Below are 16,923 nucleotides of genomic sequence, written 5' to 3'. Positions count from 1 at the left end.
TGTACTGCCTCCTTAAGATTCATTCTCTAATGCCTTTACGATGGTTTCGAGCCCTAGCCCTCTTGAAGCTTTTAACAAAACGGCTGTTTTATCATCAAGTTGGCCCGATAGATATGATGCGGCATCTTCTTTATTGTCAAAGGAAACAGCAGGCACTTGCTGTGCTTCATCTTCCACGATCCCATCATAAATCCACTTTGCTTTTTCTCCAACTGTAATCACTTCCGTAATAGACGGTTGAATCGCCGTTGCTATGTTACGGTGGAGAGATTCTTCTCGATCACCTAACTCATACATATCACCAAGAATGGCGATTTTCTTATGAAATCCTTCCAATTCTGCAAGGGTTTCAACCGCAGCTTTCATGGATGTTGGGCTGGCATTATAGGCATCATTAATAATTAATGCACCGGTTGAACTCCTAAACTTCTCAAGTCTCATCCCAGTAAGGGTTAAGGAAGATAGTGCTTTTCGAATTTGGTCATCTGTCATTCCAAGTTTTCTTCCTGCAGCAATGCTGTAGAGCGCGTTCTTAATATTATGTTTACCTAATAATGCAATTTCGAACGGCTCTTTTTCATTTAGTAACGTAAACGAATACCCATTATCCAGCTTTACTACTTGATCAACTTGAAGATCATTTGTTTCATCGTATCCGCAAGAAATCGCGTTCTTCTGAAGTGGAGCAAGAAGAGGCTCATCTCCATCAATCACGAGATGACCATTTGACTTAAGTCCCTCTGCTATTTCCATTTTCGCTTTGGCGATATTTTCTCGACTGCCAAGTTGAAGTAAATGAGACTCTCCAATGTTCGTAATGATCGCCACATCCGGTGTAGCGATCTGGGTAAGAAGGGAAATCTCACCTGCTCCGCTCATCCCCATTTCAAGAATCAATACGTCTGTTTCTTCAGGCATAGCAAGAACTGTCATCGGGAGTCCCCAATGATTATTCAAGTTGCCCTGTGTTTTATACGTTTTATATTTAGGGCTGAGCACCGCTTCAAGCATATCTTTCACTGTTGTTTTCCCATTACTGCCGGTTACACCGATAACATATGGATTTTGTTCTCTAAGAACTTGCTTCGCAAGCTCCTGAAATCCAACGGTTGTGTCGTCAACTTCGTAAACATTTATCTTCCCAACAAGATCTTGAGGAAATGGCTTATTTTTATCCCAAAGCGTTCCTGTTGCCCCATTAGCAATGGCTGCATCAATGAAACGATGACCATCGAATACTTCGCCAACGATCGGAATAAATAATTTGTTTGTACAGTCTTTCCTCGTATCCGTCGCCACACCTTCAAAGACCAGTTCATGTTCAACTGGTCCCTGACTAATATTGTTTAGTAATTTAGATGAAAAGTTCATCTCTTCCGCTCCTTTATTGCCTGACGTGCTATTTGTCGATCATCAAAATCGAGCACTTGATCCCCGATGATTTGATAAGTTTCATGTCCTTTACCTGCAATAAGGACAACATCGCCTTCCACAGCGTGAGTAACAGCATGATGAATAGCTTCTGCTCTATCTGTAATGCGGATATAATGTCCACTTAGACCTTCCACCATATCATCTAATATCTGTTCAGGATCTTCACTCCTCGGGTTATCTGAAGTAAGAACCGCTGTATCTGCTAATTCTGTCGCAATCTTTGCCATGAGCGGTCGTTTCGTACGATCTCGATCTCCCCCGCAGCCAACAACAGCAAATACATTCCCTTTTGACATCTCTTTAACCGTTAACAGCACATTCTCAAGGCTATCCGGTGTATGCGCATAGTCAACGATAACGGGAAATTCTTGTCCTTCATCAACAAGTTCGAACCGTCCTGGAACACCTGCAATTTGTTCAAGACTCTCTAAAATACGATCAAGTGATAATCCATTTGAAAGACAAGCTGCAATAGCTGCAAGCGCATTGTAGACGCTGAACTTGCCTGTTAACATTAGTTTCACATCTCGTTCTTCTTCAGGAGTAACGAGGTGGAAACTTGTCCCGTTAGCGGAAAACGAGATGTTATTAGCCATAATATCAGCGTTATTATCAATCCCATATTTTAAAATGTGCGCTGAAGTCATTTGTTCATATTGCTCACTCGCTTGATCATCCGCATTTAAAACGGCTACCTTTTTTCTCCCTGTATCATATGTATTACCTAACTGTGAAAAAAGAAGACCTTTTGCCTGACGATATTCCTCCATTGTTCCATGATAATCAAGATGATCTTGAGTTAAATTTGTAAAGACCGCTACATCATAATCACAGCCTCTAACGCGACCTAATGTTAACGCGTGAGAAGAAACTTCCATAACAGCCGTTTGAACATTGCTTTCCTGCATTTTGGCAAATTGCTTTTGAAGTAGCAATGGTTCAGGTGTGGTGTTTTTCGTCTCGAATTCTTCATCTGCTATTTTCATATTAATAGTGCCGATTAATCCTGTCGTTTGCTGTTCATTACGATGAATCTGCTCAATTAAATGAGAGACGGTCGTTTTGCCATTCGTTCCAGTTACACCAATTAAAGAAAATGATTTCGTTGGATTATGATAGAAATAATTAGCTAGCTCTGCAAGCGCACGATGAGCATCTCTAACAATAATAACTGGAACAGAAACGTCTAGCTCCTTTTCAGATATAAGTGCAACTGCTCCCTGTTGTACAGCCTGCTCAGCAAAATCATGTCCATCCACTGTGTAACCAGGGATACAAACGAATAAACTATTAGCTTCAACTGCTCGACTATCACTTTCAATCGTTGCTATTTCCGGGTTCCCTTTTCCAACTTGCTTATATGTAAGTAATGCATGGAGAAGTTCTTGTAATTTCATCTCTTTCAAACCTTTCTAGTTCGCTGACATATTTTCAGAAAACAAGCCAAGAGCATACGCCTTGGCTTGTTCACTACTTATTGTACTCACCGGTCGCTTATTTGTCACCCATATAAAGTCGAATTTCTGACCCAGCCGGTAATTTCACTCCAGGTTCAGGCGCCTGAGCAACAACGGTATCCCCTTCACCACTTGAATCAATTTTCAAATTATACATTGCTTTATGAATATCTTCAGTAGATAAACCTACTAAATCCGGCATTTCAATCATCTCTTCATCCTGCCATGTCTTTTCTTTCTCAATTTGGTCTTCCCTTTTTTCCACACCCATAACCGTCAAACTATCCTGGATAATATTACCTACAATTGGAGCGGCTACGATTCCACCAAATTGGAGCGTATCTTTCGGATTATCAATCGCCACATAGACAACAATTTGAGGATCATCCGCCGGAGCAAAACCAATAAAAGAGACGATATGATTATTTTTTAAATAAGCGCCGTCTTTCGCTTTTTGAGCCGTTCCTGTCTTTCCACCTACCCTATAGCCATCTACATAAGCATTTTTTCCAGTTCCAAGCGCAACGACCGTCTCAAGCGCATGCCTTACTTCTTCTGATGTTTCTTTTGAAATCACTTGACTTTTCGCAGTTGGCGAGTTTTTACTTACAACTGCTCCCGTCTCAGGATCTAGCCATTCTTTTGCAATGTATGGTTCATAGAGGGTCCCTCCGTTCACAGCAGCTGAAACAGCTGTCACCTGCTGAATAGGCGTAACGGATACACCCTGACCAAAGGCGGTTGTTGCAAGCTCTAGTGGACCGACATTATCAACATCAAATAATATTCCACTTGCTTCACCTTGTAGGTCAATGCCGGTTTTGTCACCGAAGCCGAATTTATCAATATATGAAAAGAGCTTTTCTTTGCCCAGACGTTCCCCGAGAAGAACGAAACCAGGGTTACAGGAATTTTGCACACCTTCTAAAAACGTTTGGCTTCCATGACCTCCAGCTTTCCAACATCTTAATTTTGTTCCAGCCACTTCAATGCTTCCAGGGTCGTGAAAATGATCTTTCTCAAGATCAACTTCCCCTTCCTCAAGAGCAGCAGCTAGCGTAATAATCTTAAATGTTGATCCTGGTTCATACGTACTCCATACAGGCTTATTTTGATTCCAGACGTCAGGAGAGACTTGCTGAAATTCTTCTGGATTAAAATCCGGCCTTGAAGTCATCCCGAGAATCTCACCTGTATTGGGATCCATTGCAATGGCTGCCGCTCCATCCGGATGGTAGGTAGCTTCCGCAATATCCAACTCGCGTTCCATAATTGTCTGGATTTTTGAATCAATTGTTAAGCGTAGATCGAGCCCATCTACAGGTTCTGTATAATCATCTGCAAGAGAAGGCATCCGCTTACCTTTCGCATCTGCATAATACTCAACCTGTCCTTTTTCACCGCTTAACTCTTCATCATAATAGAGCTCAATACCTGTCAAACCTTGATTATCAATACCACTGAACCCTAGCACGTGAGCTAGAAAGTCGCCGTTTGGATAGTGACGTTTGTTATCTTCAGCAATGTAAACACCTGAAAGATTCAATTTCCGAATTTCATTTGCCTTTTCATTCGACATTTTCTTACCTTCAGGACGAATCCAAACCATTGATTGATTCTGGGTGATCGTTTCATAAACCTTTTCTTTACTCGTATTAAGGGAAGCAGCAAGAGCTTCAGCAGTAGCCGCAGGATTTTGAAGCTGTCTTGGAACGATTAGTACAGAAGGGGCACTAATATTCGTTGCAAGAGGCACTCCGTTACGATCCAAGATTTCGCCTCGACTCGGTTCAAACGGAATATTTCGACTCCAAGAATCTTTCGCTTTCTCGCTTAGCCAATTTCCCATCACAAGCTGCACATAACCAAGCCTCACGACGACAACCGCAAATACAAATAAACCGATGACAAGCGCCATCACAAGTCTCCTTCGAACAGTAACAGTGGAAACGCGCATAAACTCATCCTCCCTGATTATGCTCGTTCCACTATATGTTCAACACGGTTTAGATAGACCTGCTAGTCTGTAATTGGCTCCGCATCTTCCTCAGCTTCCGTTTGTTCTGGTTCTTCTTCAGAAGAAGGAGACTTCAGCTCAACGACTAGATAATCGTCTTTTTTGATATTACTTCCTTTGTTAATCCCTTGCTTCGTAACATATCCAGCTCCCATGACGTTCGGTTTAAGGTCCATTAGCTCGACTAACTTCATAACGTCAGCTAGAGACCACCCAGTAATATCAGGCATTTTCGCACTACCTTCTGCCCGCAAAATAATTCGTTCATTATCGAGTATTTTCGTACCTGCATGAGGAGATTGACCTGTGACCTCTCCATCACCAAGTACTGTAACCGATAAGCCTTTCGCTTCAAGTTCTTTCTTCGCTTCGTCTGCATTCATGCCCGTCACTTCTGTTAATACCTGACCGCTCTCTTTCTTTGAGCTTTCTTCGGACGTTTCTTCTTTCTTTTCCATCGGATCAATATTTAAATATTGAAGACTATTTTTCATAACCGTGTTAAAGATAAGAGAAACAGGGTCACTTCCAAGTTCAGGATATTCAAGCTGTGGGCGGTCAACAGCAACATAGACTACTAATTCCGGATCATCTGCAGGTGCCATACCTATAAACGAAAAGATGTTATTTCCATATCCACTCATATAGCCCTTTGAACCTTGTGAAATTTGAGCTGTACCGGTTTTACCAGCAATCTCGTAACCTTCAATGTTATATGGGGTACCTGTGCCATCCGTCACTACCGTACGTAAAAGATCTCGCGTTTGTTTAGCAGTGTCTTTAGAAATAGGTTCTCCAGCTACTTCAGGTTCGTGATTCAGCTTCACTTCGTTTGATTCAGGATCAACTATTTTTTCTATGACATATGGCTTCATCATCTTACCGCCGTTAGCTATTGCAGTTATAGCTTGTACTTGCTGGATTGGCGTTATCGTAGATCCTTGTCCAAATCCAGTCGTAATTCGTTCAAGCTCTCCGCCATAAGTAATTCTTGAAGAAGACTCCCCTGGGAGATCAATACCTGTTTTCGAATCCAATCCGAATTTAGTTAAGTAACCCTTATACTTCTCATAGCCTAGCTTTTCTTTAACAAGGATAGAAGCTGCAACGTTAGAGGATTGTCGAATACCTTCATCAAAACTAATTGCCCCCCATCCTTCACCACCATTATGATCACTCACTCGACCACCAGGCACTGAATATTGACCTGACTGGAAGAGCTCGTCTCCATTGTATACACCTTCTTCAATGGCTGATGCCACAGTGAAAATTTTCATAGTCGAACCTGGCTCAAATGCCGTAAGAGCCATATTCGTGTAGTTAGAAACGTTTCTTAAGTTTGGATCAAACGTTGGACGATTGCCCATCGCTAGGATTTTACCTGTATCTGGATCTGCAACAATCGCCGTCATTCGTTCAGGGTTGAATTTCTCCTGTGCCTCGTTCAAAGCATTTTCCATTAACACTTGGATTTTTTGATCAATTGTTAAATAAACATCGTTTCCACTTTTGGAAGGGGTGATATTCTCGTTACCATAAGGAAGTCTGAATCCTTCACGATCACTTTGATACGTTTCTTTCCCTTCCTGCGGCACGAGATATTTATTCAATTCCTTTTCTAATCCTAGTAGACCTTCCTGCACGCCATCTTCGTTTTCATTTGTAAAACCAAGAAGATGTGAAGCAAACTCTTCGTTCGGATAGAGTCTTGTTTTCGTTGGGATGAATCCAACTCCTGGTAAATCCATTTCTTCTATTTTTTCTTTTTGAGTTAAGCTTAAATCTTTACCCGATGCACCAAATTCTACTTGAAAAGGATCGTCTCTTGATAAAATTTCTTTTACATCAGATTCTTCCATCTCGATAATAGGTGCAAGCGCAGCAGCTGTTTTATCGATGTCTTCTACATGGTCCTCATATTCTTTATCCAAAATCGCTCTTAGCGTAAAGGAAGGAATATCGGTAGCTAGAGCATTCTCACCTGTTCGGTCAAAGATCGTACCGCGATCCGCTTCGAGGATTTTGCTTCTAGTCCACTTATCTTTTCCAAGCTCCATTAAGTCCACTTTTTCACCGTCTGAACCTGATACCGCCTGTGTCCACTCGATGTAGAAAAACCGTCCAATAAAAGCAAAAAAGAGCAGGACAAATAGTGACATTAAAATCGCTGCTCCAACATTAATATGTGAGTTCTTGTTTGTTTCTTTCATGACAGTGCAAACCTCCGAAATTATGATCCTTTGTTGATCACTTCTACATTTTGATCATTCAGTTCCATGCCTAATTTTTCTTCGGCAATGTTCACAATTCGACCAGGCGCACTTAATTCTGTCACTTTAACCTGAAGCTCTTCATTCTGTTTCACTTGAGCACGTTGGTCTGCTTCCGCTTGCTGCAGTCCAGTATTCAAATTATAAATCTTAGCGTAGTTAGAAACCATAAAGATCGACGCCGCCACGAACGTTAGTACAAGCATCATCCAGAGCAACTTCTCTCCTTTAGTGATTCGTCCACGTTCCACATGGACAGCTTGCTGTTTTGTTTCAACTTGTTTTTTTTGCGTTTGCTGCTGCTGATACTTATACGCCAGGTTACTCATCATTTTCCCCCTTGCACCTTTTTATATTTTTATCTTTACACTTTCTCTGCTACACGAAGCTTTGCGGATCGTGCGCGTCTGTTTGCTTCTTGTTCTTCTTCTGACGGAAGAATCGGCTTTCTTGTTACAAGTTTAATATCAGGCTGGTAGGCATCTGGAATAATCGGCATTCCAGGCGGAAGTTCTGGACCAGAAGCCGCTTCCTTCATAGTCGTTTTGCAAATACGATCTTCAAGAGAATGGAACGTGATCACACTCATTCTGCCACCAGAGTTCAAAATAGACATCCCATCTTTAAGAGCCTCTTCAAATACTTTAAGCTCATCATTCACTGCTATTCGAATAGCCTGAAAAATCCTTTTAGCGGGATGCCCTCCCTTCCTTCTCGCAGGTGCTGGAATAGCGTCCTTAATAATATCAACGAGTTCAAATGTGGTTTCAATCGGTTTTAAGTCTCTTGCTTTTTCAATTTTGCGAGCGATTTGTTTTGAAAACTTTTCTTCACCAAATTTGAAAAAAATCGAGACGAGGCGCTCATACTGCCATTCATTCACCACTTCATACGCCGATAAACTGGAAGATTGGTCCATTCTCATATCGAGCTGAGCATCATGCTGATAACTAAACCCCCGCTCACCTTTATCAAGCTGCGGAGAGGAAACACCAAGGTCGAATAAAATGCCATCAACGCCATCAACACCAAGTTCAGAGAGAGCTTCTTTGATGAAGCTAAAGTTTCGTTCAATAACTGTCAGCTTGTCCTCATAGCCTGAAAGTGTTGTTTTGGCGTTATCTATTGCCCATTGATCCTGATCAAAAGCATAGAGGTGTCCTGTGGTAAGCTTATCCAGGATTGCTTTTGAATGACCGCCACCGCCAAGCGTACAGTCAACATAAATGCCATCTTCTTTAATATTTAGTGCGTTCACTGCTTCTTCTTTTAATACTGTAATGTGTTCAAACATAGCTACACCTTAACCTTCATTCCATATTGACCTTCTACAAATCGAAATCCATCATACTTTCCGCGATTTCAGAGAAAGACTCTTCTGATGCATTGAAATACTCTTCCCAAACGGCTTTGTCCCAAATTTCTAATCGATTTGAAACACCAATCACAACGCATTCTTTCTCAAGCCCTGCATACTGGCGTAATGTTCCGGCAATATTTACCCTGCCCTGTTTATCCAGTTGGCATTCAGTTGCACCTGAGAAAAAGAATCGGGTAAAAGCACGAGCATCTTTCTTTGTAAAAGGGAGTGTCTTCATCTTCTCTTCAAGAACTTCCCATTCTGTCATTGGGTAGCCGAAGATGCATTTATCTAACCCGCGAGTGAGGACGAAGGTTTCACCAAGTTCTTCACGAAACTTAGCGGGAATGATCATTCTGCCTTTTTCATCAACAGTATGCTGATATTCCCCCATAAACATGGCTTCCTCCACCTCTCCCACTTTCTACCTCTAAGTTACCACAACTCCCCACTTTTCACCACTAAAAAAATAATTCGTACCACAAAACAAAAATCCTGCTGTTCAGCAGGATTTTTATTTAAAAATATTTGGTTTTCAAACAAATAGGGTACTCGCCATTCCGCGGGTGCCTGTCACCCGCTTGAAATCATGCCATACAGAGGTTATATTGGCCAAATCAAAAAAGCTGCCAGAATCCTCCGGCAGCTTTCCTTCTATCCCTTAAAGATAAATCACCTTATGCTTATCATTAAACGGAAGCTCAAGTTCCATCACTTGATCCACAAAATCCAAACCATGCCAATTTAAATAATAGACTGCGTTCCACTTCCGCTCTTGAGGCGCCCCGTTAGGTTTTAACGCAAAGCCTACTTCATCGAATTTATCCAGCGTATTTTCATGCTGATACTCGAGTGATTGATAAAGTTTTTGCTGAAGAAGATCAAGCTGTCTTTGAAGAAATAGGCCATTTTTTTCAGCAAAGCGATTAAGTCCATGATCAACGGATTCTGTTAATTCGCGAAGGTTTTGATGAATGTCGTCCACTTTCAACTTAGCATCCTTAAATGCAGCCCCGATCCCTACATCATCTAAATGACGCACGTAGGATTCTTTCGAGTGATCAATCCCTGACTTTAGGATTTCATCATCTGATAAAGAGAGATCATCGACATACTTTTGAATATGTCGCTCTACAAACGTAAATGTCAATCGCGGCACGATGACAGGCATTTTTATTCCGAAAGTATGAAAGGCTGGCTTCAGTAAAGCCCAGTAAGCAAGTTCACCTGGTCCAGCCACAAAACCTAGCACAGGAAACATTAAATCTTGCATGATCGGTCGCGTCACAACATTGTTACTTAAATCTTCCGGCTGATGTTCCGCTAATTCAAGCAGCTCTTCTTTTGAGTAGGAAACGGAAGCGGTTTTCCCCTCAAATCTTCCGTTTATTCGTTCTAGTAATATCCGTTCGCCGTTTACCTTTACGAATAAATTTGCTTGTAGGTCATCAAGATCGACACCAATTGGATAATTCTCTTCACGAAGATGAGCCGCCTGGGTTAAAACACCTTCATTGATTGTTTCATTTTGATGAATCATTTGTTTAAACGCGTCAGTCTGTAGACGGCGAAAATCTCGGTTACCTGAATCTACGAGCACAAGTCCATGCTTTGAAAAAAGCTTTGTCATGATGTAACAAAAATGATCAACGTACGTATTAGATTTCTCAGTTACACGTTCTAGAAACCCTTGAATCTCTTTCGTATAAGAGGTTTCGCCAAATCGTTTGAGCATGTCACGCGTCCAAGAGTTAATCGCATCATGATCAAGCGATATATCAGACAATGCCTGCTTTGTCATTTGCTTTTGAGGCACTGCCTCTTTGCGCTCTCGCCCTTCATCATACGAATAAATATGATTGACTTCATGATAATCATGATCTTCTCCAGCTACCCAAAAGATAGGTATAACAGGTACACCTAGCTTTCGTTCTTTCTCTGCTGCTAATTTAATGACCGATATCGCTTTATTGATCGTATAAAGGGGACCAGTTAACACCCCAGCCTGTTGCCCTGCAACAACAGTTACCGCTTCTGGCTGTTGTAAACGCTCGATATTTGCAAGCGCCGGTCCTTCTGCTTCAAATTGCTCATTAAACTCCATCAAGTGTTCCGTTAAATTCGCACGATCTTGATGACGTTCCATTAACTCTTCGTATCGCTTTTCATATGAGGAATCATGCTGATATGTATAGTCAAAAAAAGCTGAGATTCCTTTTTTCTCAGCAATGTAATCTGTCGCAATGACATTTGATCCTGGAAGGAATGTTTCTTTGAGTTTCATTTATATTTCTTCCTTTCTTGACACAAATGCGGAACTCCGCCTATTTAATCCTTTGTTAGTATATCAAACTTCCTCATTGCTACCAAAAAAAAAGCTTATAAGTTAGACCGATAGAATTCGGTGAACTAACCCAATAAGCACTAAAACAATATACCCTGTAGAAAACAATAGAAAATTAAAACGCCACGCACCTTTTATCACTTTGTGAATCTCGACATCATCTTTCATTTTCCAATGAAGCACGGTAAATGCACCAGCCGCCCCAATAATCATTAGTAAAATGACCCAAAGAAATGATTGACCAAGTAATTCAACGAGAATAAAGTGAACGCTTAAGATAAAAAAAATCGTTGAAACATCTACCGCAAGACGAAAGGAGAACTTTTTCTTCCGCGTCGTTTTTACCGTAATAATATAGACCAGGTACCAGGCAAGCAGCGGAATGGTTACGGCCGTTGCTACAATCCATGATAAGAGGTTTTCCATTTCATGAGACTCCTTTCTCTATCTATTTAACATCTCAAGACCCTTCACACTGTCGTAGACAAACCTAGAATAAGGAACGTATTGGCCATTTAATTCAGCTTCTTTAAGAATAAAGCCTGTGATCGCATCGATCTCTGTCACTCTTCCCGCCTTTAAGTCTGCAAGCATAGATGACGTATTCGAGCTCGTTCGCCTGCATATAAGCTGTGTATCATTCCAAGCATCTTCATACTCTAATTGAAGTACGCGACAGGTCTCCTTAACTAATTCTCGCATCACACTATAAAACCTTGGATTTTGGAGCAACTCTCCATTTGTTACGTGATAAATTCCGCTGAGAGGATTAATCGCACAGTTCACAATAAGTTTTTTTGCAAGCATCTGGTACCAGTCACTTTCATAATAAATCGGAAAATCCCTGGTTGAGAGGTTTGCAAGCGGATTAGGCAGGCCACTAAATGCACTCACTCTTATAACGCCGCTTCCTGTGTGTTCGACCGTTCTCTCATCTACCTTCTTTGCGCCATGCTCAATAACTCCAACTAGAATATTATGCTGTAGCAATGATAAATGAGAAAGGTGCCCCATGCCGTTTTGTACAAAAAGGATATCTGGTAAATGGTTATCCCGGTATACCTTTTGAATCATCTTTATAACAGAGGGAACTTGATTAGATTTAACTGCAACAACGAGTAAATCCGTTTCGCCCCCCGCCAGAAAATGCGTGGATCGAACATGCGCTACGCGTATATTTTCTCCTTGTTTGTATGTAATCCCTCGATTGAGCAGATCAGCTTGTTCATTTCGATGACATACGACTGTAACGACGTGCTCTTCCATCGCAAACTTTGATGCTAACAGTAAACCGATTGATCCAGCTCCGATAACCGTAATATTCAACTTTCACGTCACCCTCTTGTCTAACACATGATATTCTTCTTAAAGTTTAGCACAGGTTCTCGTCAATGATGAGTAAAAAATCCCTTAACAGTTAAGTTAAGGGATTTTACGACTTTTATACAGGATAAACAGGGTGTTTCTTATCTGGCGCTGCCACTTCTTTTGATTCATAGTAGCTTAATCGATCCACTAAAACTTCACGCAGCTCACTTCCGGGAACTATGTCATCCACAATCAATTCAGAAGCAAGTTTGTAAATATCAATGTGTTCTTTATACTCCTGATGCTTCTCTTTGACGTATTCCATACGTTCCTTAGGATCCTCAATCGCATTTATCTTATTAGCATAAACAGCATTGACTGCAGCTTCAGGTCCCATTACGGCAATTTGTGCAGTCGGAAGAGCTATGCAGCAATCAGGTTCAAATGCAGGGCCTGCCATCGCATACAACCCCGCTCCATAAGCTTTCCTCACGACTACCGAGATCTTTGGTACCGTAGCCGAGCTCATTGCCGCAATCAATTTAGCGCCGTGGCGAATAATCCCAGCACTTTCAACTTTCGTTCCAATCATAAATCCAGGAACGTCCGCAAGAAACACGAGAGGAATATGATAGGCATCGCAGAGCTGAATAAATTTCGCACCCTTATCTGCAGAATCAACGAAAAGAACGCCGCCTTTAACCTTTGGTTGATTGGCAATCAATCCAACTACTCGTCCATCTATTCGAGCAAAACCAGTAATCAACTCTGGCGCAAAGAGCTTCTTCATTTCAAAAAAGCTTTCACTATCCACGAGTGCCTCAATTAAGTCATACATGTTAAACGGCGCATTTTGATTTTCAGGTACGATATCACTGATCGACTTTTCAAGCGAAGGTAGCTTACCTTCTAGATGAGGTGTGCGCTTATGGAAATTCCCCGGAAAATAACTAAGGTAGTTCCTTCCAAGTTCAATCGCTTCCTCCTCGTTTGCAGCAAGAACGTCACCGCACCCGCTTGTACTGCAGTGCATTCGTGCACCACCCATTTGTTCTAACGTTACTTTTTCACCTATTACTTTTTCAGCCATCCTAGGTGAACCAAGATACATCGACGCGTTTTTATCGACCATAATGACAATATCACAGAAAGCTGGTATGTATGCGCCACCGGCGGCTGAAGGTCCAAACAGCAAGCAAACTTGTGGTACCATTCCAGACATTTTCACTTGATTATGAAAAATCCTTCCAGCCCCACGTCGATTTGGAAACATTTCAAGCTGATCTGTAATTCTAGCTCCGGCTGAATCGACCAAATACAAAAGAGGTACCTTCAAGCTCATTGCTGTTTCTTGAATGCGAATAATCTTCTCAACCGTTCTCGCACCCCAAGATCCTGCCTTAACCGTAGAATCATTGGCCATCACACAAACCTTTTTTCCGTTCACTTTGCCAATCGCGGTGACAACCCCATCTGCAGGAAGATCTTTTGCATAATTGTTCGCGAATTTACCATCTTCTGTGTATTCACCGCTATCAAATAGAAGCTTAAGTCTGTCACGCACAAAAAGCTTATTCGATTGCTTTAGCTTTTGATGGTATTTGTCAGATCCACCACCTTCTACTTCTGTAGCTTTAGTGGCTAAAAGTTCTTCAAGATGATTCATTTTGAATCCTCCTTTGTTTTTGATTAGATCGAGCGCTCGTTCAGCTAGCTTCCTTACTTAACGATAACGAGAACATCACCTTCGTTAACAAAATCACCAACGCTTACTTTCACCTCTGTGACCGTTCCTTCCTCTACACCTTCAATTGGAATTTCCATCTTCATCGATTCAAGCATCACAAGCTCCTGTCCTGCTGTAATTGAATCTCCTTCTCCTACCATTACGTTTAATACCGTTCCAGCCATTGATGCTTTTATTTCTTGCATTTTCATCATTCCTTTTCTAATTGATTATTTTTTAATAAGATGACGAGCTAAATAAGACGTCGAATAATTCCCCTCTTGAAAATGACGCTCACCTAGTAATTGGGTAAACAACGGACCATTATGCTTGATCCCAGTTAATGAGAATTCCTTAAAGAAAGCCTCTCCTTTGTCGATCGCTTCTTTACGAGTAGCGCCTGACACAATAATTTTGGCAATCATCGGATCATAGAACGGGGAAACGCTTGAACCACTTTCGTAGCCTGCATCAATCCGAACCCCTTCTATTTCAGGAAACATTAGCGTTTCAATTTTGCCAGGTGATGGCATAAACGATGTTGGGTCTTCTGCATATAGCCTAAATTCAATACTATGACCAGTTGGCACAATATCTTCTTGCTTCAAAGGTAAGTCTTTACCTTGTGCAACAAGGAGCTGCCATTCAACTAAATCTACTCCAACAGTTTCTTCCGTGATCGGATGCTCTACTTGTAACCTGGTGTTCATTTCTAGAAAATAAAAGTTTTCATTCTGATCCATCACAAATTCTACTGTCCCAGCATTTGTATAATGAACATGCTTAGCAGCTAATAAAGCAGCTTCTCCTATTTGAACACGAGTCTTTTCAGACAAAAAAGGTGATGGCGTTTCTTCAAGCACCTTCTGATTACGCCTCTGTATCGAGCAATCTCGTTCGAACAGATGGACGATATTGCCATGATCATCTCCTACAATTTGCACTTCGATATGGCGCGCATCGTCAATGAATTTTTCGACGAACATCGCTCCATTGCCAAAATAGGCTTTAGCACGGTTCTGACTTGATACGAATGCTTTTTCTAACTCTTGATCATTTTCACAGCGCTGCATGCCAATCCCGCCTCCGCCTGCAGCTGCTTTTAACATGATCGGATAGTTGATTTCATTTGCAAATGCGATCGCTTCTGTCACATCCTCAATTTCACCACTGCCCGGAACGACCGGTACCCCTGCTTCTTGCATTGTTTTTCTCGCGGTGATTTTATCACCCATTGCCTCAACCACATCAGCAGATGGTCCGATAAAGGTTATCCCTCTCTCTTCAATCTTTCTTACAAAAGAGGCGTTCTCAGACAAGAAGCCATATCCGGGATGGACAGCATCCACCTTCTCTTCTTGCGCGATTCGAAGAATTTCATCCTGATTTAAGTAGGATTTAGCTGCTGGTGGATCTCCAATGTGATGAGCCGTTGTTGCTTGGTTTACGTATGGAAGATCTTTGTCAGCGCTAGAATAAACAGCAACCGTCTCTATTCCTAGTCTGCTGCATGTTCGAATGATTCGTTCAGCAATTTCGCCACGGTTTGCAATTAGGATTTTTTTCAAACTATCGCCCCTCTCATTACAATCATGAACCAGGTTTTTGAAAACCCTTACATTTATCATATCATTAATTCCGCTTCACGTTTCAATAAATATTCAAATTATTCCTTTTATACTTTGTTTTTTGAAATGAGGAAAAGTTTCGTGTTTTCGGTTATAATATAAATGAGAAGGAGTTTATACTTCTATTCATCCTAGAGATTAAATAAGCACATTTGACGGAGGGGGCCGCTATGGTAGACTTAACAGTTCGTCCACTTGTAATCAATTACAAAACTCTTGAGGAGTTTAAGAAATTTAAAGAGTTCGGCATTCAGGAACTTTCCATGATGGAGGATCTTCAGGATAATATCATCGAAAACGATAGTGAATCGCCATTCTATGGTATCTACTACGCTGACAAACTAGTAGCTAGAATGAGCCTTTATCGAATCGATGGAAAGTATGATCGTTACTTCGATCCACCACAGGATTACCTGGAACTTTGGAAGCTTGAAGTGCTTCCGCAGTATCATAATCGAGATTATGGTTCGACTCTTGTTAATTTCGCAAAAACATTTAATGTTCCAGTGAAAACAAATGCGAGACAAGGTTCAGGTGAATTTTGGGAGAAAATGGGGTTTGAAGCCGTTACGTATCAACCTGATCGTGATCGAGGCGAAAATCCGTATGTTTGGTACCCAGATGGCGTTTCCGAACAAGAATAATAAAGAAATAGGAGCAGCCCTGGCTGCTCCTATTTCTTTATTTTCTCTAAATTCCCATTTGCATCCATCTGAAATCGTAAATTCCCTTGATCTTCTTCTTGGAAAATAACCATTTTTCTCGCTTTTTCCATGATCTCTAATAAAGATTGGTAATCTTCCTGTACTGACATATATTCTTTCTCTAGTTGATGAAGATGCTGTTTGAGTTGCAGGTTTTCGGCCATAGCTTCTTGTAACGAAGCTTCATGTTGATTTGATTCGGCAAGGTGCGTTTTGGATGTGATTAATAAACTGATCGCTTCGTCAATTAAATCAATGCTTCGATCCTCTTCTACCGATTCACGTTTCGACTGTGATTGGTTCTTTTTCTGTTCCTTACGCTGTTTCTTCGCTAAAGTTATCGCTGCTTCGTACTGTTTTCGAATCAAGGAATTCCATCGGAAACCGCACGCAGCCGGCGTTCGAGAAAGTGTTCTCCCTACTTCCTCAAATGCAGCTAGTTGTGTGCTGAATTCTCTTATATGACGTAAAACGACTTCGGCTAACAACACATCTTCGTCTTTTGACCATGCATCCTGGCGAATTGGTACCAAGCGCAATCCCCCCAATAACCGTTTTACAGTCATCTTATGCATTTACTAGAGGTAGTAGACTCTTCTATTCATGAAAGAATCTATTTTCTTATCTATTTGGTCAATTTCAGATTAATTTAATCGCTAAAACGTCTATAAAAAG

General features: G+C 41.3%; 15 protein-coding genes. 1 reads left to right on the top strand and 14 read right to left on the bottom strand.

The window, feature by feature from the left end; translation table 11 throughout:
* Positions 1-12: 12 nt before the first annotated feature.
* The 13 genes from AC0VYJ_RS09490 to AC0VYJ_RS09430 form a co-directional block, all read right to left on the bottom strand.
* Positions 13-1,371: a UDP-N-acetylmuramoyl-tripeptide--D-alanyl-D-alanine ligase gene (locus AC0VYJ_RS09490; protein ID WP_475367247.1), complete on the bottom strand. Its 1,359-nt coding sequence runs from the start codon at positions 1,369-1,371 to the stop codon at positions 13-15.
* Positions 1,368-2,831, bottom strand: coding sequence for a UDP-N-acetylmuramoyl-L-alanyl-D-glutamate--2,6-diaminopimelate ligase (locus AC0VYJ_RS09485; RefSeq protein WP_475367246.1), 1,464 nt, complete (start codon positions 2,829-2,831; stop codon positions 1,368-1,370). The genes AC0VYJ_RS09490 and AC0VYJ_RS09485 overlap by 4 nt, the downstream gene beginning before the upstream one ends.
* A gap of 97 nt (positions 2,832-2,928) precedes the next feature.
* Positions 2,929-4,848 carry a stage V sporulation protein D gene (locus tag AC0VYJ_RS09480; RefSeq protein ID WP_475367245.1) on the bottom strand — a complete coding sequence of 640 codons (1,920 nt, stop codon included), beginning with the start codon at positions 4,846-4,848 and terminating at the stop codon, positions 2,929-2,931.
* 62 nt (positions 4,849-4,910) lie between these two features.
* The gene (locus tag AC0VYJ_RS09475; protein ID WP_475367244.1) at positions 4,911-7,118 is read right to left on the bottom strand and encodes a penicillin-binding protein; all 2,208 of its coding nucleotides are present in this window, start codon (positions 7,116-7,118) and stop codon (positions 4,911-4,913) included.
* Positions 7,119-7,138: 20 nt separating this feature from the next.
* Positions 7,139-7,507 (bottom strand): cell division protein FtsL, encoded by a 369-nt coding sequence (ftsL, locus tag AC0VYJ_RS09470; RefSeq protein ID WP_404682299.1) that lies wholly within the window; start codon positions 7,505-7,507, stop codon positions 7,139-7,141.
* Positions 7,508-7,542: 35 nt separating this feature from the next.
* Positions 7,543-8,472 (bottom strand): 16S rRNA (cytosine(1402)-N(4))-methyltransferase RsmH, encoded by a 930-nt coding sequence (rsmH, locus tag AC0VYJ_RS09465; RefSeq protein ID WP_475367243.1) that lies wholly within the window; start codon positions 8,470-8,472, stop codon positions 7,543-7,545.
* A gap of 34 nt (positions 8,473-8,506) precedes the next feature.
* Positions 8,507-8,938 carry a division/cell wall cluster transcriptional repressor MraZ gene (mraZ, locus tag AC0VYJ_RS09460; RefSeq protein WP_194222283.1) on the bottom strand — a complete coding sequence of 144 codons (432 nt, stop codon included), beginning with the start codon at positions 8,936-8,938 and terminating at the stop codon, positions 8,507-8,509.
* Between the two features lie 261 nt (positions 8,939-9,199).
* Entirely contained in the window at positions 9,200-10,822 is a 1,623-nt protein-coding gene (gene bshC / locus AC0VYJ_RS09455) for a bacillithiol biosynthesis cysteine-adding enzyme BshC (RefSeq protein ID WP_475367242.1), read from the bottom strand.
* Positions 10,823-10,924: 102 nt separating this feature from the next.
* Positions 10,925-11,308: a DUF3397 domain-containing protein gene (locus AC0VYJ_RS09450; protein WP_194221332.1), complete on the bottom strand. Its 384-nt coding sequence runs from the start codon at positions 11,306-11,308 to the stop codon at positions 10,925-10,927.
* Positions 11,309-11,326: 18 nt separating this feature from the next.
* On the bottom strand, positions 11,327-12,208 hold the full coding sequence (locus AC0VYJ_RS09445) for a 2-dehydropantoate 2-reductase (protein WP_475367241.1): 882 nt from the start codon (positions 12,206-12,208) through the stop codon (positions 11,327-11,329).
* 115 nt (positions 12,209-12,323) lie between these two features.
* Positions 12,324-13,856, bottom strand: coding sequence for an acyl-CoA carboxylase subunit beta (locus AC0VYJ_RS09440; RefSeq protein ID WP_475367240.1), 1,533 nt, complete (start codon positions 13,854-13,856; stop codon positions 12,324-12,326).
* Positions 13,857-13,909: 53 nt separating this feature from the next.
* Positions 13,910-14,122: a biotin/lipoyl-binding carrier protein gene (locus AC0VYJ_RS09435; RefSeq protein ID WP_475367239.1), complete on the bottom strand. Its 213-nt coding sequence runs from the start codon at positions 14,120-14,122 to the stop codon at positions 13,910-13,912.
* Between the two features lie 24 nt (positions 14,123-14,146).
* Entirely contained in the window at positions 14,147-15,484 is a 1,338-nt protein-coding gene (locus AC0VYJ_RS09430; RefSeq protein WP_475367238.1) for an acetyl-CoA carboxylase biotin carboxylase subunit, read from the bottom strand.
* A 230-nt stretch (positions 15,485-15,714) separates the two neighbouring features.
* Between AC0VYJ_RS09430 and AC0VYJ_RS09425 the strand changes: the two genes are divergently transcribed.
* Positions 15,715-16,188, top strand: a complete 474-nt coding sequence (locus tag AC0VYJ_RS09425) for an N-acetyltransferase (RefSeq protein ID WP_475367237.1) — start codon at positions 15,715-15,717, stop codon at positions 16,186-16,188.
* Between the two features lie 29 nt (positions 16,189-16,217).
* Here the strand turns inward: AC0VYJ_RS09425 and AC0VYJ_RS09420 are convergent, their stop codons facing one another.
* Positions 16,218-16,781 (bottom strand): RsfA family transcriptional regulator, encoded by a 564-nt coding sequence (locus AC0VYJ_RS09420; RefSeq protein ID WP_475367236.1) that lies wholly within the window; start codon positions 16,779-16,781, stop codon positions 16,218-16,220.
* Positions 16,782-16,923: the final 142 nt, after the last annotated feature.

The organism is Anaerobacillus sp. 63XJN7_5_ISO-PGPR-S23-430 (assembly GCF_056173695.1).
This window is presented reverse-complemented; position numbering and strand designations above follow the sequence as displayed.

What these genes read in the sequence shown, in the direction of transcription:
- AC0VYJ_RS09425 (WP_475367237.1), top strand. Translation starts at nt 15,715, where the DNA reads ATGGTAGACTTAACAGTTCGTCCACTTGTAATCAATTACAAAACTCTT.
- bshC (WP_475367242.1), bottom strand. Translation starts at nt 10,822, where the DNA reads ATGAAACTCAAAGAAACATTCCTTCCAGGATCAAATGTCATTGCGACA.
- ftsL (WP_404682299.1), bottom strand. Translation starts at nt 7,507, where the DNA reads ATGAGTAACCTGGCGTATAAGTATCAGCAGCAGCAAACGCAAAAAAAA.
- AC0VYJ_RS09490 (WP_475367247.1), bottom strand. Translation starts at nt 1,371, where the DNA reads ATGAACTTTTCATCTAAATTACTAAACAATATTAGTCAGGGACCAGTT.
- AC0VYJ_RS09480 (WP_475367245.1), bottom strand. Translation starts at nt 4,848, where the DNA reads ATGCGCGTTTCCACTGTTACTGTTCGAAGGAGACTTGTGATGGCGCTT.
- AC0VYJ_RS09450 (WP_194221332.1), bottom strand. Translation starts at nt 11,308, where the DNA reads ATGGAAAACCTCTTATCATGGATTGTAGCAACGGCCGTAACCATTCCG.
- rsmH (WP_475367243.1), bottom strand. Translation starts at nt 8,472, where the DNA reads ATGTTTGAACACATTACAGTATTAAAAGAAGAAGCAGTGAACGCACTA.
- mraZ (WP_194222283.1), bottom strand. Translation starts at nt 8,938, where the DNA reads ATGTTTATGGGGGAATATCAGCATACTGTTGATGAAAAAGGCAGAATG.
- AC0VYJ_RS09475 (WP_475367244.1), bottom strand. Translation starts at nt 7,118, where the DNA reads ATGAAAGAAACAAACAAGAACTCACATATTAATGTTGGAGCAGCGATT.
- AC0VYJ_RS09440 (WP_475367240.1), bottom strand. Translation starts at nt 13,856, where the DNA reads ATGAATCATCTTGAAGAACTTTTAGCCACTAAAGCTACAGAAGTAGAA.
- AC0VYJ_RS09435 (WP_475367239.1), bottom strand. Translation starts at nt 14,122, where the DNA reads ATGCAAGAAATAAAAGCATCAATGGCTGGAACGGTATTAAACGTAATG.
- AC0VYJ_RS09485 (WP_475367246.1), bottom strand. Translation starts at nt 2,831, where the DNA reads ATGAAATTACAAGAACTTCTCCATGCATTACTTACATATAAGCAAGTT.